At 71.2% G+C, this 25864-nt stretch carries 31 protein-coding genes and 1 tRNA gene; 16 read left to right on the top strand and 16 right to left on the bottom strand.

Features of this window, described 5'->3' with window-relative positions:
* Window positions 1–56 precede the first annotated feature (56 nt).
* Window positions 57–1298 carry an MFS transporter gene (locus tag D8M34_RS07665; protein WP_126893649.1) on the top strand — a complete coding sequence of 414 codons (1242 nt, stop codon included), beginning with the start codon at window positions 57–59 and terminating at the stop codon, window positions 1296–1298.
* Window positions 1299–1310: 12 nt separating this feature from the next.
* Here D8M34_RS07665 and D8M34_RS07660 read toward each other — a convergent pair whose 3' ends face one another.
* From D8M34_RS07660 to D8M34_RS07645, 4 genes are read right to left on the bottom strand one after another with little or no spacing between them, the layout of a single operon-like run.
* Entirely contained in the window at window positions 1311–1751 is a 441-nt protein-coding gene (locus D8M34_RS07660; RefSeq protein WP_126893638.1) for a pilus assembly protein TadG-related protein, read from the bottom strand.
* Window positions 1748–2182, bottom strand: coding sequence for a TadE family protein (locus D8M34_RS07655; protein ID WP_062764658.1), 435 nt, complete (start codon window positions 2180–2182; stop codon window positions 1748–1750). The genes D8M34_RS07660 and D8M34_RS07655 overlap by 4 nt, the downstream gene beginning before the upstream one ends.
* Window positions 2172–2573: a TadE/TadG family type IV pilus assembly protein gene (locus tag D8M34_RS07650; RefSeq protein WP_126893637.1), complete on the bottom strand. Its 402-nt coding sequence runs from the start codon at window positions 2571–2573 to the stop codon at window positions 2172–2174. The genes D8M34_RS07655 and D8M34_RS07650 overlap by 11 nt, the downstream gene beginning before the upstream one ends.
* A gap of 1 nt (window position 2574) precedes the next feature.
* Window positions 2575–2754 carry a hypothetical protein gene (locus D8M34_RS07645; protein WP_126893636.1) on the bottom strand — a complete coding sequence of 60 codons (180 nt, stop codon included), beginning with the start codon at window positions 2752–2754 and terminating at the stop codon, window positions 2575–2577.
* 106 nt (window positions 2755–2860) lie between these two features.
* On the opposite strand from D8M34_RS07645, the gene D8M34_RS07640 reads away from it, so the two are divergent.
* Both D8M34_RS07640 and D8M34_RS07635 read left to right on the top strand, forming a co-directional pair.
* A complete protein-coding gene (locus D8M34_RS07640) occupies window positions 2861–3040 on the top strand; it encodes a hypothetical protein (protein WP_126893635.1) in 180 nt (59 codons plus the stop codon).
* 10 nt (window positions 3041–3050) lie between these two features.
* Complete coding sequence (locus D8M34_RS07635; RefSeq protein WP_126893634.1) at window positions 3051–3323, top strand: hypothetical protein; 273 nt, start codon at window positions 3051–3053, stop codon at window positions 3321–3323.
* A gap of 24 nt (window positions 3324–3347) precedes the next feature.
* Here the strand turns inward: D8M34_RS07635 and D8M34_RS07630 are convergent, their stop codons facing one another.
* From D8M34_RS07630 to D8M34_RS07615, 4 genes are read right to left on the bottom strand one after another with little or no spacing between them, the layout of a single operon-like run.
* Entirely contained in the window at window positions 3348–3644 is a 297-nt protein-coding gene (locus D8M34_RS07630; protein ID WP_126893633.1) for a DUF7882 family protein, read from the bottom strand.
* A gap of 40 nt (window positions 3645–3684) precedes the next feature.
* The gene (locus tag D8M34_RS07625) at window positions 3685–4623 is read right to left on the bottom strand and encodes a type II secretion system F family protein (protein ID WP_126893632.1); all 939 of its coding nucleotides are present in this window, start codon (window positions 4621–4623) and stop codon (window positions 3685–3687) included.
* Window positions 4620–5477, bottom strand: coding sequence for a type II secretion system F family protein (locus D8M34_RS07620; protein WP_126893631.1), 858 nt, complete (start codon window positions 5475–5477; stop codon window positions 4620–4622). The genes D8M34_RS07625 and D8M34_RS07620 overlap by 4 nt, the downstream gene beginning before the upstream one ends.
* A complete protein-coding gene (locus D8M34_RS07615; RefSeq protein ID WP_126893630.1) occupies window positions 5474–6652 on the bottom strand; it encodes a CpaF family protein in 1179 nt (392 codons plus the stop codon). Before D8M34_RS07615 ends, D8M34_RS07620 begins: the two co-directional genes overlap by 4 nt.
* 101 nt (window positions 6653–6753) lie before the next feature.
* Between D8M34_RS07615 and D8M34_RS07610 the strand changes: the two genes are divergently transcribed.
* From D8M34_RS07610 to D8M34_RS07585, 6 genes are all read left to right on the top strand, one after another.
* Window positions 6754–7143 carry a hypothetical protein gene (locus D8M34_RS07610; RefSeq protein WP_126893629.1) on the top strand — a complete coding sequence of 130 codons (390 nt, stop codon included), beginning with the start codon at window positions 6754–6756 and terminating at the stop codon, window positions 7141–7143.
* Window positions 7144–7237: 94 nt separating this feature from the next.
* Complete coding sequence (locus D8M34_RS07605) at window positions 7238–8032, top strand: glycosyltransferase family 2 protein (RefSeq protein ID WP_126893628.1); 795 nt, start codon at window positions 7238–7240, stop codon at window positions 8030–8032.
* A complete protein-coding gene (locus D8M34_RS07600) occupies window positions 8029–8871 on the top strand; it encodes an endonuclease/exonuclease/phosphatase family protein (protein ID WP_126893627.1) in 843 nt (280 codons plus the stop codon). Before D8M34_RS07605 ends, D8M34_RS07600 begins: the two co-directional genes overlap by 4 nt.
* On the top strand, window positions 8868–9449 hold the full coding sequence (locus D8M34_RS07595) for a hypothetical protein (protein ID WP_025105311.1): 582 nt from the start codon (window positions 8868–8870) through the stop codon (window positions 9447–9449). The genes D8M34_RS07600 and D8M34_RS07595 overlap by 4 nt, the downstream gene beginning before the upstream one ends.
* Before the next feature lie 67 nt (window positions 9450–9516).
* Window positions 9517–9598, top strand: a tRNA-Leu gene (locus tag D8M34_RS07590).
* Between the two features lie 78 nt (window positions 9599–9676).
* Complete coding sequence (locus D8M34_RS07585; RefSeq protein WP_029989973.1) at window positions 9677–10441, top strand: DedA family protein; 765 nt, start codon at window positions 9677–9679, stop codon at window positions 10439–10441.
* A gap of 12 nt (window positions 10442–10453) precedes the next feature.
* Here the strand turns inward: D8M34_RS07585 and ku are convergent, their stop codons facing one another.
* Entirely contained in the window at window positions 10454–11266 is an 813-nt protein-coding gene (gene ku, locus D8M34_RS07580) for a non-homologous end joining protein Ku (protein WP_025105313.1), read from the bottom strand.
* Window positions 11267–11323: 57 nt separating this feature from the next.
* On the opposite strand from ku, the gene ligD reads away from it, so the two are divergent.
* The gene (gene ligD, locus D8M34_RS07575) at window positions 11324–13303 is read left to right on the top strand and encodes a non-homologous end-joining DNA ligase (protein WP_126893626.1); all 1980 of its coding nucleotides are present in this window, start codon (window positions 11324–11326) and stop codon (window positions 13301–13303) included.
* A 12-nt stretch (window positions 13304–13315) separates the two neighbouring features.
* Here ligD and D8M34_RS07570 read toward each other — a convergent pair whose 3' ends face one another.
* From D8M34_RS07570 to murI, 4 genes are all read right to left on the bottom strand, one after another.
* The gene (locus D8M34_RS07570; RefSeq protein ID WP_060923535.1) at window positions 13316–14236 is read right to left on the bottom strand and encodes a cation diffusion facilitator family transporter; all 921 of its coding nucleotides are present in this window, start codon (window positions 14234–14236) and stop codon (window positions 13316–13318) included.
* A gap of 100 nt (window positions 14237–14336) precedes the next feature.
* Entirely contained in the window at window positions 14337–14930 is a 594-nt protein-coding gene (rdgB, locus tag D8M34_RS07565; RefSeq protein WP_126893625.1) for an RdgB/HAM1 family non-canonical purine NTP pyrophosphatase, read from the bottom strand.
* A 2-nt stretch (window positions 14931–14932) separates the two neighbouring features.
* Entirely contained in the window at window positions 14933–15670 is a 738-nt protein-coding gene (gene rph / locus D8M34_RS07560; protein WP_025105317.1) for a ribonuclease PH, read from the bottom strand.
* Window positions 15671–15703: 33 nt separating this feature from the next.
* Window positions 15704–16540, bottom strand: a complete 837-nt coding sequence (gene murI, locus D8M34_RS07555; protein ID WP_126893624.1) for a glutamate racemase — start codon at window positions 16538–16540, stop codon at window positions 15704–15706.
* A gap of 63 nt (window positions 16541–16603) precedes the next feature.
* Between murI and D8M34_RS07550 the strand changes: the two genes are divergently transcribed.
* Window positions 16604–17929 (top strand): nicotinate phosphoribosyltransferase, encoded by a 1326-nt coding sequence (locus D8M34_RS07550; protein WP_085606003.1) that lies wholly within the window; start codon window positions 16604–16606, stop codon window positions 17927–17929.
* A gap of 6 nt (window positions 17930–17935) precedes the next feature.
* Here D8M34_RS07550 and D8M34_RS07545 read toward each other — a convergent pair whose 3' ends face one another.
* Genes D8M34_RS07545 through D8M34_RS07535 form a run of 3 tightly spaced genes read right to left on the bottom strand, consistent with a single transcriptional unit; the run spans window position 17936 to window position 21154 of the window.
* On the bottom strand, window positions 17936–18202 hold the full coding sequence (locus tag D8M34_RS07545) for a DUF3039 domain-containing protein (RefSeq protein ID WP_025105320.1): 267 nt from the start codon (window positions 18200–18202) through the stop codon (window positions 17936–17938).
* A gap of 40 nt (window positions 18203–18242) precedes the next feature.
* The gene (locus D8M34_RS07540; protein WP_126893623.1) at window positions 18243–19808 is read right to left on the bottom strand and encodes a hypothetical protein; all 1566 of its coding nucleotides are present in this window, start codon (window positions 19806–19808) and stop codon (window positions 18243–18245) included.
* The gene (locus tag D8M34_RS07535) at window positions 19784–21154 is read right to left on the bottom strand and encodes an ABC transporter ATP-binding protein (RefSeq protein WP_126893622.1); all 1371 of its coding nucleotides are present in this window, start codon (window positions 21152–21154) and stop codon (window positions 19784–19786) included. Before D8M34_RS07535 ends, D8M34_RS07540 begins: the two co-directional genes overlap by 25 nt.
* Here D8M34_RS07535 and D8M34_RS07530 point away from each other — a divergent pair.
* From D8M34_RS07530 to D8M34_RS07510, 5 genes are all read left to right on the top strand, one after another.
* On the top strand, window positions 21129–21851 hold the full coding sequence (locus D8M34_RS07530; RefSeq protein WP_126893621.1) for a hypothetical protein: 723 nt from the start codon (window positions 21129–21131) through the stop codon (window positions 21849–21851). The genes D8M34_RS07535 and D8M34_RS07530 overlap by 26 nt on opposite strands.
* 188 nt (window positions 21852–22039) lie before the next feature.
* Window positions 22040–22732: a phosphocholine cytidylyltransferase family protein gene (locus D8M34_RS07525; RefSeq protein WP_025105324.1), complete on the top strand. Its 693-nt coding sequence runs from the start codon at window positions 22040–22042 to the stop codon at window positions 22730–22732.
* A 79-nt stretch (window positions 22733–22811) separates the two neighbouring features.
* On the top strand, window positions 22812–23801 hold the full coding sequence (locus tag D8M34_RS07520; protein WP_238695616.1) for a hypothetical protein: 990 nt from the start codon (window positions 22812–22814) through the stop codon (window positions 23799–23801).
* A gap of 87 nt (window positions 23802–23888) precedes the next feature.
* Window positions 23889–25478: an acyl-CoA carboxylase subunit beta gene (locus tag D8M34_RS07515; RefSeq protein WP_374209026.1), complete on the top strand. Its 1590-nt coding sequence runs from the start codon at window positions 23889–23891 to the stop codon at window positions 25476–25478.
* Complete coding sequence (locus D8M34_RS07510; protein ID WP_306304915.1) at window positions 25475–25717, top strand: acyl-CoA carboxylase subunit epsilon; 243 nt, start codon at window positions 25475–25477, stop codon at window positions 25715–25717. The genes D8M34_RS07515 and D8M34_RS07510 overlap by 4 nt, the downstream gene beginning before the upstream one ends.
* Window positions 25718–25864 lie beyond the last annotated feature (147 nt).

Raw genomic sequence — 25864 nt, 5'->3', positions numbered from 1 at the left:
GGAGTAGCGTGAAGGGCGTGAGCAGTGCATCCACGGTCCTCCGCCAGTTCGGGCCGATGGTGTACCTGCCGACCGTCCTCTTCTCCCTCGGCGAGGGCGCTGTGATCCCGCTCATCCCGGTCATCGCCGCGTCCATGGGGGCCGATGTCGCCTTCGCCGCCCTCGTCGCCTCGGCGCTCGTGGTCGGTCAGCTGTGCGGCAATCTCCCGGCCGGCTGGGCCGTGGGCCGCATCGGCGAGCGCTTCACGATGGTGATCGCGGGCGTCATCGCCATCCTCGCCGCCGTCGGCATGGTGTTCGCGCCGTCGCTCGGGGTCCTCGCGGCGTCCGTGTTCCTCCTGGGCCTGTGCGCCGCGGCGTTCGGGCTTGCTCGGCACGCGTTCATGACCACGCGGGTGCCGCTGGCGTTCCGCGCCCGCTCGCTCTCCCTGCTCGGCGGCAGCTTCCGTCTGGGGATCTTCATCGGCCCGTTCGTCTCCGCGGGTCTCCTGCAGCTCTTCGGCACCGAGGCCGCGGCGATCTGGTTCTTCCTCGCCTGCCTCGTGGTCATGGTCGTGCTCGTGCTCTTCGGACCGGATCCGGAGAAGACGGTCGCCCCGCTGCGGACGACGATCCGGTTCGCGGAGGACAGCGGAGAGGCCGTGACCGGGTCGATCCCTACCGTCGAGCGGGCCGGGATCTTCCAGACCATGTGGCGGCAGCGCGGAGTGCTCGGTCGGCTCGGACTCGCTGCGGCCTCGCTGTCGGCGGTGCGGTCGGCACGGCAGGTCGTCCTGCCGCTGTGGGGACTCTCCCTGGGCCTCGACGCGTCGACCATCGCCCTCGTCGTCGGCGTCTCCGGAGCCATCGACTTCGCCCTGTTCTACGCCAGCGGCCAGGTGATGGACCGCTTCGGCCGGCTCTGGGCGGCCATGCCCGCGATGGTGCTGATGGGCGCCGGGTTCCTCGCCCTGTCGGTCACGCACGACCTCGACTCCGCCGTGCTCTGGTTCGGCATGTTCGCCGCGGTCCTCGGCGTCGGCAACGGACTGTCGAGCGGCATCCTCCTCACTCTCGGCGCGGACGTCGCCCCGAAGCACGACCCGGCCGCGTTCCTCGGGTCGTGGCGCACCCTCACCGATGCCGGCGGCGCGGTCGCCCCGCTCCTCGTCTCGGGCATCACCGCGGTCGCGTCCCTGTCGTTCGCGGCGGGGGCCATGGGCCTGATCGGACTCGTCGGCGCCGCCGGGTTCCTCCGCTGGATCCCCCGGTTCGTGCCCCGCACGCCGCCGCGCACGCCGGACCCGGCCGACGACTGAGTACCCGGTCGCTCAGCGCAACGCCGTCCGGCTCGTGGCCGTCGCCTGCAGCGGCACCCCGTCCGGCACGAACGGCGAGAGCAGCGGCGGGTGCCAGGTCGCCGCGACGGTGACGCGCGCGCTCACGCCGTCCGGGGTGCCCGCGTCGACGACGGTCGCCTCGAACCCCGCTCCGAGAACGAGCGGCACCGCCTGCTCGGCCACCCCCGCGTCGGTGAGCGTCGCGCGCGGCACCTCCCCCTCCACCTGCAGCGTGAAGCCGTCCGCTCCGGCGAGCGCCGCCGCATCCGCGAGCCCGTCCAGCCGCTTCTGGGCGATGTAGAGGTCGGTGGCGCAGATGCACACGAACAGCACCGCGAGCGCGAGGATGAGGTAGCCGAGCACGAGCAGCAGCACGCTCCCGTCGTCGTCGCCCTCACCGTGCTGCTTCAGGGCCGGTACGCGTCCCCTCATCCCCCGCCCCATCGCCGCGACACCTTCTGCACCGACACCGCTTCGACGGGGACGGCGGTCGCCTGGTCGAGTCCGAGCACGCCCGGCACGAGCGGCAGCGGTACGCGCGTGGAGACCGTGACGACCACCGTCGCTCCCGCCGCCGGACAGGCCGAGGTCCGGGGACGGCACGACACGGAGACGTCGACCGCTCCGCTATCGATGCCGTACTCCGCGACGATCCCGTCCAGTACCTCCTCCCCGCGGTCGGCCGCCGCCGCGATGTCGGGTGCCGAGGCGATGGCTCGTGCGGCCTGGCGGGCCGCAGCCTCGACGCCCAGCGACTGCTCCTGCACCGAGCCCACGGCGATCACGAGGTACAGCAGCGGCACGAGCATGATCACCCCGACGGCGATGAACTCCAGCGAGCTCGACCCCGCATCATCGCGCATCGAACGACTCCGCCGGTGCGTGAGCCTCCACCTGCAGGGCCGCAGGAACGCCGACGAGGCCGAACACCGGGAGCATCGTCCGGATCCGGACCTCGACGGTCTCCTGTCCGCCCCGCCGCGCCGAGGCCACCGTGATGTCGTCGGCATAGGAGGGGCCGACCGCACGACGGATGACCTCACGCGCCCGCTCCTCCCCTTCCGCCGCCGTCGTGTCCGCGAGAGCCGCGTAGTACGCCCCCTCGACCGCGGCGTCATGGACGACGTTGCGCACGTAGATCGCGAACGCCAGTTGCAGCACCGCGAGGGTGAGCGCGGTGAGCAGGGTGCCGACGAGGAGGAACTCCACCGGGTTCGATCCGCGGTCGTCGGTCACCCCCGCAGGCGCACGCATGTCAGAGCCCCGACACCCGCTGGATGGCCTGCTCGAAGAGGGAGGTGAGCGCGGGCCCGGCGACCGCCCAGATGAGCACGACGAGGCCCGCGGTCATCAGGGTCACGAGCACCCAGCCGGGCACGTCTCCCCGTTCGTCATCGTGGAAGGCACGGAGTATCGAGCGCGCACGAGAGATCATGCCGCCAGTGTGCATCGGAGACCCGCCGCGGCGCGGACGTTATCCACAGGGGCGGCCTTCATGGTCGTCTACCGGAAGCCGCGGGAGCGCAATAGGCTCCTGCCCCATGGAACCCAACCCCCTGCTGCCGTCGATTCCGGTGCTGATCGCGATCGTCGTCGGCGTGGTGATCCTCGTCGCCGTCATCATCATCGTCGTCGCTGCGCGAAGGGCGAAGCGGCGGGGTTCTGTACTCCCGTCGCACGATTCGCACAACCCCGGGTCCGGACACCACGACGAGGGATAGCCTGTCACGCATGCGCCCCGGACCTGACGATGAGATGCGGGCGCGGGTCGAGATCGACGGGCTCACCTATCCTCTGCCTCGCGGCACCGATGTCGTCGCCCTCCGAGAACGGATCGAAGCCGCCGCACGTACCGAGCCGACATTCGTCTCGTTCGCCACGTCGGACGGCCTCGCGAGTGTGCTCGTCCACCCGACGTCGCGAGTGTTCCTCTTCCGGGTCAAGGTAGCCGGCGAGGGAAGCCTCGCCGAAGACCTCGGGGGACTACCGGACTGGGACGTCTGAGCGCCGCGGGAAGCCGCGGCAGCGTCAGGAGGTGAACTCCTCGATGAGGAGCTCGCCGCGCGCGTTCAAGCGCTCCATCATGTGACTGACCCGGGCCGGGTCGATCGCCGGGACCGGGTCGGCGTCGAACTCGAGAACCAGCGGGATGGCCGGGTGCATCCACGCGGAGAGCCGACCGGGGCTCTTCTTGCCCGACGGCCACGTCATCATGAAGCTCTCCTGGCGCCGCAGCTTCGTGGAGATAACGATCTTCAGATGCGCCAGCAGGGTGTCCTCGACATCGATCGGCGGACGAGAGCTGTTGTACTCGAGACTTCCCATAGACAAAACGTAAGCCCTCGCGACCTCACCCACCGACCACTCACCCGATGCCGAGGCGCAAGATGAACAGGCCCGGGTAGATCGCGAACACGACGGACAGCGGCAGGATCAGGAAGACCAGCGGCAGCAGCATGAAGATCTCCTTCCGTCCGGCCTGCTCGATGAGCGTGCGCTTGGCCTCCTCCCGCGTGTCGTCGGCCTGAGCGCGCAGGACGGCGGCGAGCGGCGCACCATGTTCGAGCGCCGCGACGATCTGGTCCACGGCCCGCGTCAGCCCGGGAAGCTCCAACCGAGCCGCCATCGCCGTCAGCGCGTCCGCCAGCGGCGACCCCGTCCCGACCTCCAGTACCACGCGACGCAGCTCGCCCGTGAGCTCCCCCGACCCCACACCGGCCACGCGCTTCACGGCATCGAGGAACCCCTCGCCCGCCGAGAGACAGAGCGCCAGGAACTCCAGCGTCGTCGGCAGCTCCTCGGTCAGGCGCACCTTCCGCGCACGCACCCGCGCCGACAGTCGCAGGTCGTACGCCACACCGGCCGCCGCTCCCGCGAGGAGCGGGATCGACCCGACCGGAGGCGACCACCGACCGATCACGACGAGAACGATGACGGCGAGCGCTCCGGCAGCGATTCCGCCCACGATCACCGCGAGCTGACGACCGCGGAAGGCGACGGGATCGAGTGCGGAGCCCGCTTGCGCGAGCCGCCGTCGGAGAGCATCCGTCCCGCCGAGCAGACGGTCGAGCGCCCGCGCCCCCCGCGCACCGAGGCGGAACCCTCCGGCGGGCAGGGTGCCGGGCCGGGCGAAGGCATCGCGCGGCAACACCTCGTCGTCGACGACGTCCCGCACGTACGGCGCGATCCGCGACGCGAGCGACGCCGCCCGCCACCGCGGGAGGCCCGCCAGAAGCGAGAGGACACCCCCGGCGAATCCCCCGCCGAGCAGCACGGCCACGGCGAGCGCGGAGAGCCCGCTCACCCGAACCACCGACGTGGCTCGGGCAGCCGACCGATCCGGATCATGAGGCGGAACGCGACGACGGACACGACCGCGCCCACGACGATCACGGCGATCCCTTCCGGCGTGCCATAGGCCTTGGCCCCCTCCGGGCGCAGGATCAGGAGGGTGAGGATGACCCACGGCGCCACGGCTCCGAGGACGGCCGCCCCGCGGATCCACGACTGCCGCGCCTCGACCTCGCCGCGGAGCGCCGCGTCGGCACGGACCGACGAGGAGAGCGCCCGCAGCACGCCGATGAGCTCGGTCCCGCCGACCTGCCGCGCCATCCGCAGGGTCTCGATGATCCGGTCCCCGAGAGGATCAGCGAGGACGGCTTTCAGCCGGTCGAGACTGGCGTCGAACCGTCCGCTGCTCCGCAGGTCCCGGGCGAACACGTCGAACGCGGGGCGGAGCGGCGGTGGAGCCGATTCCGCGAGGGTGGCCACCGCGTCGGGGAGCGACAGACCGACCCGGATCGCGGCGATCAGCAGGTCGCAGACGTCGGGCCAGAGCTGGCGCCGCAGACGCCGCAGCCGCAGACGGCGGCCACGCAGGTAGGCGATCGGCGCCGTGCCTCCGGCCAGCCCGGCCAGAATCGCGAGCGCGGCGCTCCCCGTGACGAGCCAGGCGAGGGAGGCGGCGCCGAGCGCGGCACCGGCGATGCCGATCAGGAGAGAGCGGGTCTGCACCGCCGGGAACCCCGCCTCGCCCGCGAGACGAGCCAGGCCACCGCGATGCGGAGAGGACGCGGAGCGTTCCCCTGCCGGCCACAGCCACGGTGACAGGATCAGGAGCACGCCGGCCGCGAGCGTCGCGCCGAGGAGGATCGTCATGCGAGGACCTCCGAGCCGCCCGGGGCCGATCGGCCGCGGGGACGCCCGGCTCCGAGAATCGGCCTGCTGAGCACCCGCCCCTCGATCACCTCACCCGTCGGGGCGACGATCTCCTCGACGTATCGGCGCCCCGCCGCATCGCGCGTGCAGTGGACGACGAGGTCGACGGACGACGCGATCGCCGGGGCGACGAAGCCACGGTCGATGTTCCGGCCGGCGAGGAGGGGCAGTAGGCACAGCTTGTCGAGCGCCTCCGCGGCGGAGTTGGCGTGCACCGTGCAGGCCCCGGGCACTCCGGTGTTCAGCGCGAGCACGAGGTCGAGCGCTTCCGCGTCGCGCACCTCCCCCACCACGAGCCGGTCCGGTCGCATTCGCAAGGCCTCCTTCACCAACCGCCGTAGCGTGATCTCGCCCGTGCCTTCCAGGCTCGGCTGACGCCCCTGCAGCGCGACCACATCGGGGCCCTCCACCGCGAGCTCGAACGTCTCCTCCACCGTGATGATCCGCTGGTCGGCGGCGCAGGCGGCGAGAAGCGCCCCGAGCATCGTCGTCTTGCCCGCATGGGTCGCTCCCGACACGATCACGGACGCGCCCGTCCGCATTGCCTCGTTCAAGGCGCGCGCGGCCTCGGGAGTCAGCGCGCCCTGCGCCGTGAGCGCCTCCAGCGAGCGGTGCCCGGGAAGGAACTTGCGGATGTTGACCACCCACGACCCGCGCACGACATCGGCGATCGCCACGTGCAGCCGCGAGCCGTCCGGCAGCGATGCATCGACGAACGGCTGCCCGATGTCCACCCGCCGTCCCGTCGCCTGCAGCATCCTCTCCACGAGATCCCGCACCGTCGCCTCGTCCCACCGCAGCGCCGTCCGCTCTGCGATACCACCCCGCGCTGTGTGCACGGCCCCATCGCCGTTGACCCACACCTCCTCGATGCCCGGGTCGTCGAGCAGCGGCTGCAGAGCACCGAAGCCACTCACCGCCGCCAGCACGTCCCGCACGCACGCCGCCTCGTCCTCGACCAGCACGCCGCCCCGCGCGAGCGCCCGATCATCGTGACGCCGCACCTCCGCCTGTGTGATCTCCCGCGCCCGCTCGGGATCGGTCGCCGGGTCCACCCCCTCGCTCCGCAGCCGACGCCGCACGAGGTCGGCGATGATCGACGCGGGCTGCTCCATCCCTGCATCCTCGCAACGATCACCTCCCGGCCCGCGGAGTTATCCACACCCCATCCGCCGCCTCCGAACGGAGGCCGTCCGGCACCCGGTACCGTGCAGGCATGAAGCGGTTCACTGTCTCGTGCGGGCTCCTCGGCGTTCTCGTCCTGTCAGGCTGCACCGGGGGTGCCGATCTCCTGCCGTGCCAGAGCGTGGCCGCCGTCGATACGGAGCTCGAGGCCTTCTTCGCCCAGGACACGGTCGGCGGCAGGCCGAGCCCGGAGCAGACCGAGCGCCTGAAGGAGCTCGCCGACGAGTACGCCGAGCTGGACGTCGACGGCGAGGTGCAGGAGGCGGCGACGGCGGTGAGCGACGACCTGCGCGCGCTCTACGACTACCGCGTCGGCGTCCAGAACGGCGACGCCGCGGACCCCGACCGCGAACAGGAACTCCGCCGGACCGCGATCGATACGTTCGTCGAGGGGCAGGCCGTCTGCATCGAGGGCTCCTGACGCCGCCGTATCGAGCCGCCCGCCCTGGTGTCAACCGGTACGTCCCCCGTCGTCGCGCTCCCTAGGCTGAGGAGCAGACCTGCGAGGAGACGACGTGCACCGCGCCACACCAGCCGCCCCCGAACCGACCCTGAGCGTGGTCATCCCGGTCAAGGACGACGCGGCGGAACTGCGGCGGTGTCTCCGCGCCCTCGCCCGGCAGACGCTCCCGCCCGACGAGATCATCGTCGTGGACAACGCCTCGACCGACGATTCGGCCGCCGTGGCCGCCCAGCACGGTGCACGGGTCGTGCGGTGCGACACCCCGGGCATCCCCGCGGCGAGCGCGACCGGGTACGACGCGGCGACGGGCGACGTGATCCTGCGGCTCGACGCCGACGGCGTGCCGGGGCCGCGGTGGATCGAGACGGTGGCGACCGCGTGCACACGCGATCCGCGGGTCGGCGCCTGGACAGGCGGGGCGCATTTCGTCGACGGCCCCCGGTTCCTGCGCCGGCCCCTCGCGGCGGCCTACCTGCTGTCCTACGTCGTCGTATGCGGCTCTGCCCTCGGCCACGCACCACTGTTCGGGTCGAACCTCGCCCTCCGCCGCTCGACGTGGCTCGCCGTCCGCGATCGCGTGCACGGCGACGCCGCGCTCCACGACGACCTCGACCTCGCCTTCCATGTCGGCGAACGCCACCGCATCCGCTGGCTCCTGCACACCGACATGGGCATCTCCATGCGCCCGTTCGGCAGCGGCCGCTCCTTCGCCCGCCGGGCCTGGATCGGCGCCCGCACCGTCCTCGTGCACTGGCCGGAGGACTTCCCTCCTGTGCGCTGGGTGCGGCTCGTGCTACGCCGCGCACTGCACCGGCTCGGCGTTCCCGCGCCCGGAGCCCGCCGATGACCGCCCCGCTCCTCGGAACACCATCCGCCACCGAGCTGCACGTCATGTCCCTCAACATCCGCCGCGACCTCGGTGCCCTCGCCTGGCCGCGCGCCGACCGCTGGGAGATCCGACGCCCCCGGCTGACCGCGCTCCTGCGCACCGAGCGGCCGGACGTCCTCGGTGTGCAGGAGGCCCTTCCCGCGCAGGCCGCCGCCGTCTCCGCCGCGCTCGGCCCGTCGTTCCGCCGCGTCGGCCACGGCCGCCTCCCCGGACCCCGCGGCGAGGGCTGTCCCCTCTTCTATGACGCCGACCGGCTGGAGCTGCGCACCTGGCGACAGGTCGCGCTCTCCCTCACCCCCGATCGCCCCGGTTCCCGCTCCTGGCTGAGCGTCGCGCCGCGGGTGGCGGTGGAGGCATCCTTCCGCGACCGCCGCACGGACGCCCCCGTCACCGTGCTCAACACCCACCTCGACGCCTTCTCGCCGTGGGCTCGGCTCCGTCAGGCCCAGGCGGTGCACGACCTCGCCGCCGCCTCTGCGACACCCGTCATCCTCCTCGCGGACGTCAACGCCGCCGCGGGCTCGGCACCGTGGCGTGCCCTGGAAGCCGACGACGTCCTCCGCGATTCGTGGACGGCCGCCGTGTCCCGCCGCACACCCGCCTGGAGCACGTTCTCCGGCTACCGATCGCCGCGCCGCGGACGCCGCATCGACGGCATCCTCACCTCCCCCACGCTTTCCGTGCGCCGGGTGGGCATCGACGCCCGCCAGTATGGAGGGGGCTGGCCGTCGGATCACCTCCCCGTGCACGCCCTGATCGATCTCGCCCCCGCTGCCGCACCCGAGGAGCCCGCATGAAGGAGGACTTCCTCCGCCCGCCGCAGTCCGTCGCGGAGTACGGCGCCGACGCCGTCCGGGTGATCGGTATCCTCAGCGTCCTCGTCGCGGCGATCTGGTCGACCCCGACCGACGCCGGCATCCTCGCGCTCGCTCTTCCCGCCCTCATGCTCCCCCGCGTCCTCGGGATGCGCGGCGGCATCGACCTCACGATCGGCCTGATCGTGCTCATCGCGGCGGCGAGCAATGTGTTCGACCTGTACCGCACGCTCACCGGGTGGGACCTCGTCGTGCACTTCGTCTGCACAGGCGCCCTCGCCGCCACCGGCTACCTCGTGCTCTCCCGCCTCGGCATCGTCACCGCGCAGGAGTCGCCGGCGTTCCGACCGCGCATCCCGATCGTCCTCTGCACCGTCATCGGGCTCGCGGCCAGCGCCGTGTGGGAGATGATCGAGTGGGCGGGACGCACCTTCATCACCGACGAGATCTTCGTCACCTACGAAGACACCATCGGCGACATGGCGATGGGCGGACTCGGTGCGCTCGCGGCGGGAGTCCTCGTCGCCGTCGTCCGGCTGGAGCGTCATCGCCCTGCGTGACGGCGCGGAACTGCGGGACGATCCCCAGGGTCGAACAGCGCGCGGGTCAGTAGACTGAAGCCACCGCGCGGGAGTGGTGGAATTGGCAGACACGCAGGATTTAGGTTCCTGTGCCCCAGGGCGTGTGGGTTCAAGTCCCACCTTCCGCACGACGGGTGCTTCGGCGCCCGCATCGCTCCACCGCCGACACCTCACGACCGACGGGAATCCCGCCAGTGCTCGAAAGCATGCTGCACGCCCCCACCGCGCTCATCCCGTGGCTCGATCCGCAGACGATCATCGGGGCGGCGGGTCCGTGGGCGCTCCTCGTGGTCTGCTTCATCATCTTCGCCGAGACCGGTCTGCTGGTCGGCTTCCTCCTGCCCGGTGACACGCTGCTCATCATCGCGGGCCTGCTGACCCACACGAGCAACGTCTTCGGCGTGAACATCTGGGTCGTCTCGCTGCTCATCGCCCTCTCGGCGTTCATCGGCGGCGAGGTCGGCTACGTCATCGGGCACAAGGGCGGCCCCGCGGTGTTCGAACGCAAGGAATCCGGCCTGTTCAGCAAGAAGAACGTCGAGCGCACCAACGCGTTCTTCGAGCGCTTCGGCGGCCTCACCGTGATCCTCGCGCGCTTCGTTCCGATCGTGCGCACGTTCGCTCCGGTCGCCGCCGGCGTGGGCCACATGCCCTGGCGGCGCTATTCGCTCTACAACTTCATCGGGGCGATGATCTGGGGCTTCGGCCTCACGATGGTCGGCTACCTCATCGCCTACATCCCGTGGGTGCGAGACCTCGTCGTCGAGTACATCGACATCATCCTGCTCATCGCCGTCGGCGGCACAGCGATCGTCACCCTGTGGCACTACCTCACCGAGCGCCACAAGGCGAAGAAGGCCGCGGCCGCGGGCGAAGACGTCGTGACCGACCACGAGGAGGCGGAGGAGCTCGTCCTCGACGCCGACGTGTTCGACCGGGCCCCCGACCTCGACGGCGACGGCAAGCACTGATCCCGTCGCGGGTCAGCCCGCGTTCTTCGAGCGCTTCTCCTTGGAGCGGGCCACGCTCGCGCGCAGCGCCTCCATCAGGTCGATGACCTCGCCGCCGTCCGCCGCCTTCTCGCCGTCGCCGCCGAACGTCTCGGCCACATCGAACGTCTCCCCGGCCTCGATCTTCGCGTCGATGAGGGTGCGGAGCTCCTTCTGGTACTCGTCGACGAACTCCTCGGGATCGAAGTCGGCCGAGTAGCTGTCCACGAGCGAAGACGACAGCTCCAGCTCCTTCTTCGAGATCCGCACGTCCTCGTCGAGGGACGGGAACTCCGCCTCCCGGACCTCGTCCGACCACAGGAGCGTCTGGAGCACGAGCACCTTGCCCCGCACGCGCAGGGCGGCGAGCCGCGTCTTCTGGCGCAGCGTGAACCGCACGATCGCGGTGCGGTCGGTCTGCTCCAGAGTCTTGCGCAGCAGCACGTACGCCTTCGGCGACTTCGAGTCGGGCTCCAGGTAGTACGGCTTGTCGAGGGTGAGCGGATCGACCTGTTCGGAGGGCACGAACTCCACCACGTCGATCTCGCGGCTCTTCTCCGCCGGCAGCGCGGCGAGGTCGTCCTTGGTGAGCACGACCGTCTGCCCGTCGTCGACGTAGGCGCGGTCGATGTCGGAGTAGGCGACCGTCTCGCCGCACACCTCACACGTCCGCTGGTAGCGGATGCGGCCGCCGTCCTTGTCGTGCACCTGATGCAGCGGCACGTCGTGGTCCTCGGTCGCGGAGTACACCTTGACCGGCACGTTCACCAGCCCGAACGTCAGGGCGCCCTTCCAGATCGTCCTCATCACACCAGTAGACACCAGCCCCACCCGTCACGACCACCCCTTGACTACGCTGGCTCCATGGTGGGAGAGGCGCAGGTCGTGCAGGTCGACGGCCGACGACTGCGCGTGACCAACCTCGACAAGGTCGTCTATCCGGAGACGGGCACGACCAAGGGCGAGGTCATCGCCTACTACACCGCCATCGCGCCCCTGCTCCTGCCCCTCCTCGACGGCCGCCCGGTCACCCGCAAGCGCTGGGTCGAGGGGGTCGGCACCGCCGCCGCCCCGGAAGACTCCTTCTTCACGAAGCAGCTCGAGCCCGGGGCTCCGGACTGGATCCCGCGGCAGGACATCCAGCACTCCGACGGTCCCAAGGCGTATCCGCTGGTGGAGGACGTTCCCACGCTCGTGTGGCTCGCGCAGGTCGCCGCGATCGAGCTGCACGTGCCGCAATGGCGGTTCACCCCGGAGGGCCTGCCCGGTCGCCCGGACCGTCTCGTGCTCGACCTCGACCCCGGACCCGGCGCCGAGCTCGCACAGTGCGCCGAGGTCGCCCGGATCGCCAGGACGCTCCTCACCGGCATGGGCCTCGACCCCCTGCCCGTGACGAGCGGCAGCAAGGGCATCCACCTCTACGCGTCCCTGCCCGGCGAGCAGACCAGCGCCGAGGTCTCCGCCGTGGTCAAAGAACTGGCCCGCATCATCGAGAACGACCACCCGGACCTCGCGACGAGCGTCATGTCCAAGGCCGTGCGCGGGGGCAAGGTGTTCCTCGACTGGAGCCAGAACAACGGCAAGAAGACGACGATCTCCCCGTACTCCCTGCGCGGGCGCGCCCGCCCCGGCGTCGCGGCGCCGCGCACGTGGGAGGAGCTCGACGACCCGGGGCTCGCCCACCTCGAACTGGACGACGTGCTCGCACGCGCGGCTGCCGGGTTCGACCCGCTCTCGTCGCTCCGCCCCGACGCTCCGGCACTGCCCTCGAACGCGCCCGCCTCGCCCCCGGCTCCCGCGATCCGGGCGGCGGCCCCCGCCCCCACCCGCCGCGGACGGCCGCTCGCCGCGCCCGCACCGTCACCCGCCGGGGCCACCCTCCCCTCCCTCGCCCCGATGCTCGCCGAGAACGGCACCCCCGCGATCGCTCGAAACCTCAGCACCCCGTCCTGGGTGGAGGTGAAGTGGGACGGCATCCGTGCGATCGGCACCTGGCGCGACGGGCACATGTCGCTGCACGCCCGTCGCGGCACCGACATCACCGCCCGCTACCCCGAGCTGACGGCCGACGGCGCCCCGTTCCTCCCGGTCGACGAGGCGATCGTCGACGGGGAGATCGTCGCCTTCGACAGCGCCGCCCGGCCGAGCTTCTCCCTGCTGCAGAACCGCATGCACCTCACCCGGCCCCGGGAGATCGAGCGCGAGGTGGTGCGCACACCGGTCGTGTACATGCTGTTCGACCTGCTCCGCCTCGACGGCCACGACCTCACCGGGATGCCGCTCCGCGAGCGCCGCACGCTCCTGGGCGACATCGTGGCGGGAGTCGACGCGCCCATCCAGGTCCCACCCGTCTTCGACGACGTGGACGCGGCGCTGGCCGCGAGCGAGGAGTTCGGTCTGGAGGGCGTCGTCGTGAAGGATCCGGCGTCGCGGTACCGCGCCGGCCAGCGCTCGCCCTCCTGGCTCAAGCTCAAGAACACCCGCATGCAGGAGGCGGTGATCGTCGGCATCCGCCCGGGAAAGGGCGAGCGGGAGGGCACCCTCGGCTCTCTCCTCCTCGCGGTCCCGGAGGGCGGCGACCTCCGCTACATCGGCCGCGTGGGCACTGGATTCACCGACCGGATCCTTCGCGATCTCCTCGCGCGCCTGAAGCCGCTGCACGTGCCGCGGGCACCGCTCGACGGCGTGCCCCGACCCGATGCCTCCGACGCCCTGTGGGTGCGACCCGAGCTCGTGGGCGAGGTAGAGTTCGCGAACTGGACGCCGGACGGCATCCTCCGGCACGCGCGTTGGCGAGGTCTGCGCCCGGACAAGACCGTCGACGAGATCACCGTCGAGGCGTGAGCGGCACGCTGCTCACGCGTGGTGCGGTTCGCAGTCGCTCTGCTCGGCCGGCTCGATCTGGAACGTGGAGTGCGCGACGTCGAAGTGATCCGCGAGGCACGCCTGCATCTCCGACAACAGGGCCGCCGAACGGCCGTCCGCCAGCAGGTCCGGTCGCACGCTGACGTGCGCGGTGAAGACGGGCGCCCCGCGGGTGAGCTGCCACACGTGCACGTCGTGGACCCCGACGACGCCGTCGTAGCCGAGCAGGTGGGTGCGGATCTCGCCGACGGCCATGCCCTTCGGCGCCGACTCGGCGAGCACGGAGAACACCTCCTTGAGCAGCACGAACGCCCGCGGGATGATCATCGCCGCGATGAACAGCGAGGCGAGCGCGTCGGCCGGCATCCAGCCCGTCACGAGGATCACGCCCGCCGCGATGATGACCATGAGCGACCCGAGCAGGTCGCCCATCACCTCGAGGTAGGCGCCCCGCACGTTGAGATTCGTGCGCTGGGCCCGGCTGAGCAGCCACATCGACACCGCGTTCGCGAGCAAGCCGACGACCGCGACGACGAGCATGAGCCCGCCCGCGACCTCGATCTCGGAAGGGTTCAGCAGCCGCTGCACCCCCTGCACGGCGACGACCGTGGCGAGGGCGATGAGGATGACCGCGTTGATGAGCGCTCCGAAGACCTCCGCGCGCTGATAGCCGAACGTCCGCCGGTCGTCCGCGGGCCGCGCCGCCACGGTCGCGGCGATGAGGGCGATCACGAGCGCCGAGGCGTCCGTGAACATGTGCGCGGCGTCCGCGAGCAGCGCGAGCGAGCCCGTGAGGAGGGCTCCGACGACCTGCACGATCATCACGGTCGCCGTGAGGGTCAACGAGATCGCGAGCAGGCGACGGCTGCTCGCCGAACGGAGACCGCCGGGCGCGGGCGCGTGATCGTGCATGCCCCCAGGCTAGCCCGGCATCGGGTGCGGAGAGGCCGTTTCCGCCTAGTCGGGAACAGTAACGATTCTCACCGTCAGCAGGGGTTCTTCCGCGGGATCCTCAGAGCGCGGCGAGCAGCGGCACGAGCGCCGCGAAGGCGCGGGCGCGATGCGACTGCGACTGCTTCTCCTCGGCCGTGAAGTCCCCCACGGTGCGCTCCGCGCCGTCGGGCTGGCCGTCCGGGATGAAGATCGGGTCGTAGCCGAAACCGCCGCCCCCGGAGGCGTCGTGGGCGAGGCGTCCGGGCCAGATCCCCTCGACGACGTGCTCGCGACCGTCCGGGAGGACGAGGGCGATGGTCGAGGTGAAGTGCGCCGAGCGATGCGGGTCGGCGATGTCACGCAGCTGGTCGAGCAGCAGCTCCAGATTCGCCGTGGCGTCCTTCTTCTGTCCTGCCCAGTACGCCGAGAACACCCCGGGCGACCCGCCGAGCACGTCCACGCAGATGCCGGAGTCGTCGGCGAGCGCCGCGAGGCCGGTGTGCGCGGCGGCCGCTCGCGCCTTGAGGAGCGCGTTCTCGGCGAACGTCACCCCGTCCTCGACCGGCTCGGGACCGTCATAGCCGACGACCTCCAGGTCGGGCCGCGTCTGCTGGACGATCTGCTGGAACTCCCCGACCTTGTGCGGGTTGTGGGTCGCGAGGACGACGCGCATGCTCAGGCTCCCGCCAGAGCGGCGAGCTGCCGGTCCTTCAGCTCCGCGCAGCCGGCGACCCCGAGGTCGAGGAGCGCGTCGAGCTCGCGCTTGTCGAACGGCGCTCCCTCGGCCGTGCCCTGCACCTCGACGAACAGGCCGCGGCCGGTCACGACGACGTTCATGTCGGTCTCGGCCCGCACGTCCTCGACGTAGGCGAGGTCGAGCATCGGCTCCCCGTCGACGATGCCGACCGACACCGCGGAGACCGAGTCGAGCAGCGGCGTCGAGTTCTTGCCGATGAACTTCTTGTCCCGGCCCCATTCGATGGCATCGGCCAGGGCGACGTAGGCGCCGGTGATCGCCGCCGTGCGAGTGCCGCCGTCGGCCTGGAGCACGTCGCAGTCGATGACGATGGTGTTCTCGCCCAGCGCCTTGGTGTCGACGACGGCGCGGAGAGCGCGACCGATGAGGCGGGAGATCTCGTGCGTGCGGCCGCCGATGCGCCCCTTCACGCTCTCCCGGTCGTTGCGGCTGTTCGTCGCGCGCGGGAGCATCGCGTACTCCGCCGTGACCCAGCCCTTGCCCTTGCCGGTGAGCCAGCGCGGCACACCGTTCGTGAACGAGGCGGTGCACAGCACCTTCGTCCCGCCGAAGCTGATGAGAGCCGAGCCCTCGGCCTGCGCGCTCCAGCCGCGCTCGATGGTGATCTCGCGGAGCTGCGAGGTGGAACGGCCGTCGGCGCGGACGATGTCGGTCATGTGCTTCTCTCGGTCGGGGATGGAGCGACGGGCTCAGCGCGCGTCGAGGGCGGAATCGGGAAGCGTGATGACGCCGGTCTGGACGAGCTGCACGTCGCGCACCTCGCGGCCCATGAGCCGGTTCGCGAGCGCCGTGAAGTCGTCGGCGGAGGCGCCAGTGGCCTCGTACACGTAGGTCGCGGTGGCGTCGGGCGGCGCCAGCAGATCGCCGCGCACGAGCTGGCGGTACACGTCGCCCGCGGTCTCGTCGTCGCTGGAGACCAGGGTCACGCCCTCCCCCATGACGTAGCTGATGGCACCACGGAGGAACGGATAGTGCGTGCAGCCGAGGACGAGCGTGTCCACGTCGGCCTCCCGCAGCGGCGCGAGGTACTCCTCGGCCACGGCGAGCACCTCGGGGGTCCCGGTCACGCCGGCCTCGACGAACTCGACGAACCGGGGGCAGGCCGCCGTGAACACCTGCAGGCGCTCGTTCACCTCGAGCATGTCCTGGTAGGCCCGCGAGCCGATGGTGCCGACGGTGCCGATCACGCCGACCCGGCCGTTCCTCGTCGTCGAGACCGCGCGTCGCACGGCCGGACCGATCACCTCGACGACGGGCACGTCGTAGCGCTCGCGCGCATCGCGCAGCATGGCCGCGGACGCGGTGTTGCAGGCGATCACGAGCATCTTCACGCCCTGGTCGACCAGCGTGTCCAGCACCTCGAGCGCGTAGCGGCGCACGTCGGCGATGGGCTTGGGGCCGTACGGCGAGTGCGCGGTGTCGCCGATGTAGACGAACGATTCGCGGGGCAGCTGGGCCCGGATGGCCCTGGCCACCGTGAGCCCGCCGACACCGGAGTCGAAGATCCCGATCGGCGCGTCGTTCATGACCCCCAAGCCTACCCGCGTGCGCGGCGCCGCGTGCATCGCGGCGCTCACTAAGCTGAGCGCATGACCACGTCGACGGCGCTGCTCACCGACCGTTACGAGCTCACGATGCTCGCCGCCTCGCTCCGGGACGGCACCGCGTCCCGACCGAGCGTCTTCGAGCTCTTCTCCCGGCGTCTCTCCGGCGGACGCCGTTTCGGCGTCGTGGCCGGCACCGGGCGGCTGCTCGGGTTGCTCCGTGACTTCCGCTTCGGGGACGACGAGTTGCGCTTCCTCCGCGACGAGCGCGTCGTCGACGCCGAGACCCTCGCCTCCCTGGAGCGCTACCGTTTCACCGGGACCGTCCGCGGCTACCGCGAGGGCGAGCTCTACTTCCCCGGGTCGCCCATCCTCACGGTCGAGGGTTCGTTCGCGGACGCGGTGGTCCTGGAGACGCTGGCGCTGAGCGTACTCAACCACGACTCCGCCGTCGCCACCGCCGCCGCGCGCATGAGCATCGCCGCCGGGGAGCGACCGCTCGCCGAGATGGGCTCGCGCCGCGCGGCGGAGCGCTCCGCCGTGGCCGCGGCGCGGGCGGCATACATCGCCGGCTTCGGCGCTACGAGCAACCTCGAGGCCGGTCGCTCCTGGGGCATCCCGACCATGGGCACCGCCGCCCACTCGTGGACCCTGCTGCATGACAGCGAGGAGGACGCCTTCCGCGCGCAGGTCGAGAGCATGGGCGTGGACACCACCCTCCTCGTGGACACCTATGACATCCGCACCGGCGTCGAGACCGCGATCCGGGTGGCCGGGACCGGGCTGGGCGGCGTCCGCATCGACTCCGGTGACCTCCCGATCGTCGCCGCAGAGGTGCGCGCACAGCTCGACGAGCTCGGCGCCACCGAGACCCGCATCACGGTCACGAGCGATCTCGACGAGTACGCGATCGCCGCTCTCGCCGCGTCGCCCGTGGACGCGTACGGCGTGGGCACGTCCGTCGTGACGGGTTCCGGCTATCCCACCGCGAGCATGGTCTACAAGCTCGTGGCCCGGCAGGATGCCGACGGCTCGTGGATCGGGGTCGCCAAGGCGTCCGCCGACAAGGCCTCGTTCGGCGGCCGCAAGGCGGCGTTCCGCACGCTCAGCGACGGAGTCGCCGCGGCGGAGACGGTCGTCGTCTCCGACGGGTTCGAAGCACTCGACACGCCTGCCGAGCACCCGGACGGACGCCCGCTCCAGGTGACCCTCGTCGACGGCGGGGAGATCGACAGCGCCTTCGAGGGTGCTGCAGGGACCGCCGCTGCCCGCGCACACCACCTGCGCGTCCGCGAAGAGCTGCCGGTGCGCGCCCTCGCGCTCAGCAAGTCCGACCCCGCGATCCCGACGGTCTACGTCGAGGCCGACTGACCGGGGTCAGCGGACCATCGACTCGTAGATCTCCTTGCACGTCGGGCAGATCGGGAACTTCTCGGGGTCGCGGCCCGGCGTCCACTTCTTGCCGCAGAGGGCGCGGACGGGCTTGCCCGTGATCGCCGACTCGAGGATCTTGTCCTTCTTGACGTAGTGCGAGAAGCGCTCGTGGTCGCCCGGTTCGATGTTCTCCTCGCGGAGGAGTTCTTCCAGTTCGCGATCAAGCGTTGCCACGCCGCCCTGATCGGGGCTGTCCAGCGGAGTACTCATCCCGCGATTCTAGCCGCGTCTCCCCCTCGGCGGGGCGGTCTCACGCGGTCTCGACGAACTCCATCAGACGTTCGCCACTGCGCTCGAAGATGCGGCCGCCGAGCACGGCTCCCCCGAGGAACACCGCGATCCCGGTGAGGATGCCGACCCAGAACGCCGCGGGCGCGTAGCCGGAATCGGCGACGATGCTCGCCGCGAACAGCCACATCGTCGGCACACTCAGCATGATCGCGCCGAGGAACGCCGCCGCAGGCCCGTACACGCCGCGGGACGTCGGCCGCTGCGGCTGCTGGAACGGGCTGTCCCCCGGGCGGGAGACCGCGTAGGGCGCGACCACGGACACCACGCTCGAGATCCCGAGGGCGCTGAAAAGCAGACTCGCTCCGAGACCGACGAGCGGCAGGAGGAGGCTCCACCGACCGGCGAGGAGCAGCGAGAGCGGCACCGCGATCGCCAGCACGGGGACGGCGACGAGCAGCACCGGCACGAGGCGCCCGAGACGGTCGGGAAGACCGCGGACGCCGCTCGCGACGTGGGTCCACAGGGCCGTGGAATCATAGGCGACGTCGTTGTGGGGCAGCCAGCCGAAGAACAGGGCCATGACGGGCACGGGCACGAGGGCGGCGATCTCGACCGGCACACCCGCGACGATGAGGGGGAACACGGTGAGCACGCCGGCCACCGGCACCACGATGATGTTCATGATGTACCGGCGGTCGCGCAGCCAGTACACGAGGCTCCGCGCCGCGATGGCGCCGAAGGCGTTCGAGGGCAGGAGACCGAACCAGCCGAGTCCGCTCCGTTCCCGTGCCGCCACCGGACGCTCGGTCGTGGTGAGCAGGCGACGCACGAACCAGGTCCAGGCGAGCCACAGCAGGGCCAGGGTGACGACGGCCACGAGGCCGCTGACCCAGGCCGCGGCCGTCTCCCCTTCCGCCGCCGCGAACATCGCCGCCGGGGAGGCGGCGAGCGGGGTGAAGCCGATCACGGAGGTCAGGGTCGCCAGCGATGCCGGCACCTCGCCGTCCCAGCGGAGGGAGCCGAGGAACACGGCGACGGGGAACGCGATGACGATCAGGGCGAGGGCGAACAACGCGGTCAGCTCCCGGGAGCGGCGCTCCGGAAGCAGGAGCGCGTTGAGCGCCATCCCCACCCGCGAGAGGAGGATGGTCGACAGCAGCCCCATCAGCGCCAGGAGGACGGCCTGGAGCCACGGCGCGCCGGCCCTGATCGCGACGACGGTCACGCTGATGTAGACCGCGAGGAGTGCGAGGCTCGGGACGCTGACGAGCGACGCGATCGCGAGCACCCAGGGCATCTTCCGCTCGTCGACGCCGAACACCGCGAAGCGCCGCGGATCGAGCTGGTCGACGGCCCCCACGAGCAGCGGCCCCACGAGGAAGCCGAGCAGGACGGCCGCCCCGCCGAGCACCGTCACCGCCTTGGATACCGGGACGGGGGCGCCGCCGAGGCTGAACACCGCCACGCACACCACCACGGTGACCGCGATCACCGCGCCGAAGGAGAGCAGGGTGCGCACCCGGTGTTCCCCGCGCAGAGCGCCCAGGAGGAGCGCGAACCTCAGTCGGAGAACGTGTGCAGCCACTCGAGCCCCTCCACCTCGCCGCTGGAGCCCGCGAGCTCCACGAATCGGGACTCGAGCGTCTGGCCCGCGCGCACCTCGTCGATCGTGCCCTCGGCGAGCACCTCGCCGTTCACGATGATCGCCACCCGGGAGCACACGCGCTCCACGAGGTCCATGCCGTGGCTCGACAGGATCACCGTGCCACCGTGCGACACGTACGCCCGCAGGATGTCGAGGATCACGGCGGACGACACGGGGTCGACGGACTCGAACGGCTCGTCGAGGACGAGCACGCGGGGCGAGTGGATCATCGCGCCCGCGAGCATGATCTTCTTCGTCATGCCGGCCGAGTAATCGGACACCACCCGGTTCAGGGCGTCGCCGAGGTCGAAGGCCCTGGCGAGGTCGCCGGTGCGCTTCTCGATGACGTCGGCGGCGAGCCCGCGGAGCAGTCCGTAGTAATAGAGCAGCTGACGCCCGGTGAGGCGGTCGAAGGTGCGCAGCCGGTCGGGCAGCACGCCCATCACGCGCTTCGCAGCGAGCGGGTCGGTCGCCTGGTCGATGCCGCAGATGAGGACGCTGCCCTCGTCGGCGCGCAGGAGGCCGGCGACGATCGACAGGGTCGTGGTCTTGCCGGCGCCGTTCGGCCCCACGATGCCGTAGAAGGAGGCCGCGGGCACCGTGAGGTCGATGCCGTCGACCGCGCGGTTCTCGCCGAACTGCTTCACGAGGCCGCGGATGCGGATGGCCTCGGTGCCGGGCTCCGCCGCCGCGTCGTCATCGGCTTCCGCCGGCGGCTCCTCGGCGATCACCGCGTCGACCACCTCGACGATCTCGACCTCCGCGACGCGGCCGTCTTCCGGTGCAGGCTCCGTCGTCACCGGCAGAGCAGTGTCGGACACCTCGACGGCGGGCTCCGTGGCACGGTCCTCGGTGACCGCGGGGTCCTCGACGAGCGTCGCAGCTTCGGTGATGCCGTCGTCCGACGCCGTCTCGGCCGAGGCGGTGTCGGTGGCCACTGCGGACGCGGTCGGCGACGACACGGGGCCGGAGTCCTCCGGCTGCGTCTCCGCAGCGGCCTCGGCGTCCGCGGCCTGTGCTTCCGCAGCCTCTGCTTCCGCCGCCTCTGCTTCCGCGGCTTTCGCGGCAGCCGCCTTGGCCGCGGCCGCCTTCGCCGCCGCGGTCTTGGCGGCGGTGGTCTTGGCCGTCGTCTTGGCCGCCGATGCTTTCGCGGCGGCCGTCTTCGCCGCCGCGGCCTTGGCCGCAGCCGTCTTGGCGGCCGCCGTCCTGGCGGCAGCCGTACTCGGCTTCGTGGTCGTCGCGGACGGACGCTTAGAGCCGGTGGTGCGCGCCGCGGTGTTCTTCATCGCGGCCGTTCGGGCTGCGGAGGCCGTGCGCGCAGCGGCGGGATCCACGCTCGCTGCGGGCGTGGGCTCCACCACGACCTCGGACGAGGGGGCCGCCTTCTCGGCCGCAGCCTTGGTCGGCGCGCCGGCCGGCTTCTTCGCCGCGGGAGACTTCGCCGCGGGAGACTTCGCCGCCGCGGACGACTTCGTCGTGGAGGACTTCGTCGTGGTGGTCTTCGCCGAAGCGGCCTTCGCACCCGCGGTCTTGCCTGCGCTCGACGTCGCACCGGCGGTCTTCGCCGCAGGCGACTGCGCGCTCGTGGTCTTCGCCGCCGGGGACTTCGCCGCCGTGGTCTTCGCCGCCGGGGACTTCGCAGCGGTGGACGTCGAGGCCGCGGTCTTCGCGCTCGTCGACTTCGCGCTCGTGGTCTTCGCCGCAGGGGTCTTCGCCGCAGGGGTCTTCGCTGCGGTCTTCTTCTTCGCCGTCGACGCGTCCGCGGCGGACGTGCCCGCGGTCGAGGTCGCGGCCGCCTTCTTCGCGGCGGCAGAGGACGAGGCAGGCCTCTTGGCTGCCGGCTTCCGAACGGGCGCGGGGGCCTCGGCCGGAGTCTCGGCTCCCTCTGCCTGGGGGGTGGGGTCATCAGGGGAGGAAGTCACCGTCCTACGGTATCAACGGGTGGCTGAGAGCCAAGGCCCCACGCGCGATTCCGCCACCTGAACCCCTTGTCCGCCGGTTTTGCAAGGGGGTTGTCGTCCCTGTGCGTTGTGTGTGTACTCGGTCACGAAATGGCAACGGGGCCCACCTGGCCCCGGGCTTTCCAGGGGGAATCGCTACCATGATTCCCGGCACGACGAAGTGTCTGGTCGGTGAACCGGCCGTGAACACAACTTCCTTTAGGAGTATTCGTGACTCTTCAGACCGTCATCCTCGCCGCGGGCATGGGCTCCCGCCTCGGCCGCGCGCTGCCCAAGCCGCTCACCGAGCTCAGCGACGGCCGCACGATCATGGGCCAGCAGCACGACAACATCCGCGCCGCCTTCGGCTCCGACGCCCGCATCACCACGGTGGTGGGCTACCGCGCGGAGACGATCATCGAGGCCTTCCCCTCCGTGAACTACGTCCACAACGACCGCTACGACGAGACGAACACCTCGAAGAGCCTCCTGCGCGCCCTGGGCGCCACCGGCAGGAGCGGTGTGCTGTGGATGAACGGCGATGTCGTCTTCGACCCGATGATCCTCGGCCGCGCCGCCGCGTACATCGAGCGCGACCAGTCGTTCGTCACCGTCAACACCGCCAAGGTCAGCGACGAAGAGGTGAAGTACACCGTCACCGCGGAGGGCTTCATCAAGGAGCTGTCGAAGTCCGTCAAGGGCGGCCTCGGCGAGGCGGTCGGCATCAACTACATCTCCTCCGGCTTCAAGAAGGCGTTCATGCGCCAGCTGCAGCGGGTCGAGGATCAGGACTACTTCGAGCGCGGTCTCGAGCTGGCGATCGCCGAGGACGGCCTGCTGCTCGAGCCGATGGACGTCTCCGACCTGTACGCGGTCGAGGTCGACTTCGCGGAAGACCTGGAGCGCGCGAACCTCTTCGTGTGACGCTCCCCTCCGAGAGCCCCGTTCCGCCACGGACCGGGGCTCTCGGTGTTTTCGCGGTCGCGCTTCATAGGATCGGCACATGGCCCCCAAGGTGCACAAGATCCACTCCCTGCCGGACGACGCCCCGTGGGACAAGGGCGTGCCCCCGGTCGGCTCCCCCGAGCACCCGATGATGGTCCGCGGGCTCGATCGGGTGCTCTCGATCCAGCGCCCGCTGGTCCTCGCTCACATCCGCAGCATCCGGCTGCGCAACCCGCACGCGACCCCCGACGAGATCATCCGGATCCTGGAGCGCCGTTATCTCGCAGCCGTCACGACGGGCGGGGCCGCGGTGGGGGCGACCGCCGTGGTCCCCGGTATCGGCACGGGCATCACGCTCGCCCTCTCCGGGGTCGAGACGGTGGGATTCGTGGAATCCACCGCCCTCTTCGCGCAGTCGGTCGCCGAGGTGCACGGCATCGCCGTCGGCAACCCCGACCGCGCACGCGCTCTCGTCATGACCCTCATGCTCGGCAAGGAGGGCGTCGACCTCGTCGGACAGCTCGCCCGGCAGGTCACCGGCCGCGGCAGCAGCCGATCCGCGTACTGGGGCGAGCTGGTGACGAAGTCGCTCCCCCGCGCCGCCGTGGGACCGCTCGTGGACCAGCTCAAGGGGATGTTCGTGAAGCAGTTCGCGGCCAAGGGCGGGGCATCGTTCCTCGGCAAGGCGATGCCGTTCGGCATCGGCGCGGCGATCGGCGGCGCGGGCAACCACATCCTCGGACGCCGGGTCCTCACCACCTCGCACCGGGCCTTCGGAGCCGCACCGCTCACCCTCCCCGCGGAGCTGGAGCCCGTGCCCGGCGCCGAGAAGGTCGAGCTGCGGATGCTGCGCGGAGCGCGCTACGCCGGCAACGCCGTCGCGGGAGCCGCGGGCACCGTGGCGCGCGGCGCGGGATGGGTCGGGCACCGGGTCGGCGAGATCGCCGGTCGCCGACGCGAGCACCCCACGGAAGAGCTCGACGCCGGTCCCGCCGATGGCGATCACGGGTTGCCGCCGCGACCGGGTTCCGACACGACCGCGGGGTGAGCGAGCGCGCACCTCGCCAAAGGATCCGCCGCCCCGTTGTGCCGATCATCCAACGGACGGCGCGGAGCCGACGCTAGGGTGGAATCCGTGACGGACAAGCCCGACCCCTTTACCACCGCCGGAAAGATCGCGGACCTGCGCGCTCGCTACACCGAGGCCGTCGTCGACGCCGAGGCCAAGGCGAAGGAGAAGCAGCACGCCAAGGGCAAGATGACCGCCCGCGAGCGCATCGAACTCCTCGTCGATCCCGGCAGCTTCGTCGAGTTCGACGAGTATGTGCGGCACCGCACCACCGCGTTCGGCATGGATCGCTCGCGTCCGTACGGCGATTCCGTGGTGACCGGCGTCGGCACCATCCACGGCCGCACGGTCGCCGTGTACTCGCAGGACTTCTCCACCTTCGGCGGGTCGCTCGGCGAGGTCGCCGGCGAGAAGATCGTCAAGATCATGGAGTTCGCCCTGGCGGGCGGCATGCCCTGCATCGGCATCCTCGACTCGGGCGGCGCGCGGATCCAGGAGGGCGTCGTCGCCCTCGGCAAGTACGGCGAGATCTTCCGCCTCAACACCCGCGCCTCGGGCGTGATCCCGCAGATCTCGATCATCATGGGCCCGGCGGCCGGCGGCGCGGTCTACTCCCCCGCCCTCACCGACTTCGTCATCATGGTCGACAAGACCAGCCAGATGTTCGTCACCGGACCCGACGTGATCAAGACCGTCACCGGCGAGGACGTCGGCATGGAGGAGCTCGGCGGCGCCTACACGCACAACACCCGCTCCGGTGTCGCGCACTACCTGGCCGAGGACGAGGACGACGCGATCGACTACGCCCGCACGCTCCTCGGCTTCCTGCCGGACAACAACATGGCGGAGCTGCCCTCCTACGAGAGCGCGTTCGAGTTCGAGACCACCGACGCGGACCGCACGCTCAACACGCTCATCCCGGACTCCCCGAACCAGCCGTACGACATCCACACCGTGATCGAGCACGTCGTCGACGACGGCGACTTCCTCGAGGTGCAGCCGCTGTTCGCCCCGAACATCGTCATCGGCTTCGGACGCATCGAGGGCCGCTCGGTCGGCATCATCGCCAACCAGCCGTCCCAGATGGCGGGAACGCTCAACATCGAGGCCGGCGAGAAGGCGAGCCGGTTCGTGCGCTTCTGCGACGCGTTCTCGGTCCCCATCGTGACCCTCGTCGACGTCCCCGGCTACCTCCCGGGCACCGACCAGGAGTGGACCGGCGTCATCCGCCGCGGCGCCAAGCTCCTCTACGCGTACGCGGAGGCCACCGTGCCGCTCGTGACCGTCATCCTCCGCAAGGCCTACGGCGGCGCGTACATCGTCATGGGGTCGAAGCAGCTCGGCGCCGACGTGAACCTCGCCTGGCCGACCGCCGAGATCGCCGTGATGGGCGGACAGGGCGCCGTCAACATCCTCTACCGCGGGGAGATCCGCAAGGCGGAGGAAGCGGGCGAAGACGTGGCGGCGGTCCGCACGCGCCTCGCGAACGAGTACACGTACAACGTGGCCTCGCCCTTCCTCGCGGCCGAGCGCGGCGAGCTCGACGGGATCATCGAGCCGGCGAACACGCGGGTGGCCATCGCGAAGGCTCTCCGGGCGTTGCGGGGCAAGCGTGCCGAGCTGCCCCCGAAGAAGCACGGGAACATCCCGCTGTGAGCGGCCAGGAACCCGCCGTCGACGGGGCGGCGCCTGCGCCCGTGATGCTGGAGGTCACCCGCGGCACCGCGACCGAGGAGGAGCTCGCTGCCCTCATCGCGGTGCTGGGGGACGCCTATGCGAACGAGCAGGCGGAGGCGACGGTCGAGGAGCCGCGGGTCTCCGCGTGGACCCGCACCCAGCGTCCGCTGCGCCGGCCCCTGCGCCGGGACATCCCCTGGGGACGTTTCGCCGGCTGAGTTCCGGCCCGGATCTTGTCCCCCAAAATACCTACAGACAACCGTTGCTCGGGACCGCAGACTAGAGGAGACGCTTCGCGTTCGGCTGGTCTCTCTGTCCCAGGGTAGACAGACGCTGATCGGCCACCAGCGGACGGTTTTCGGGTA

It is taken from the genome of Microbacterium sp. HSID17254 (genome assembly GCF_003989315.1).
Lineage (GTDB): Bacteria > Actinomycetota > Actinomycetes > Actinomycetales > Microbacteriaceae > Microbacterium.
Note: the sequence above shows the minus strand (reverse complement) of the source record. Positions and strands in the feature narration are given on the sequence as shown.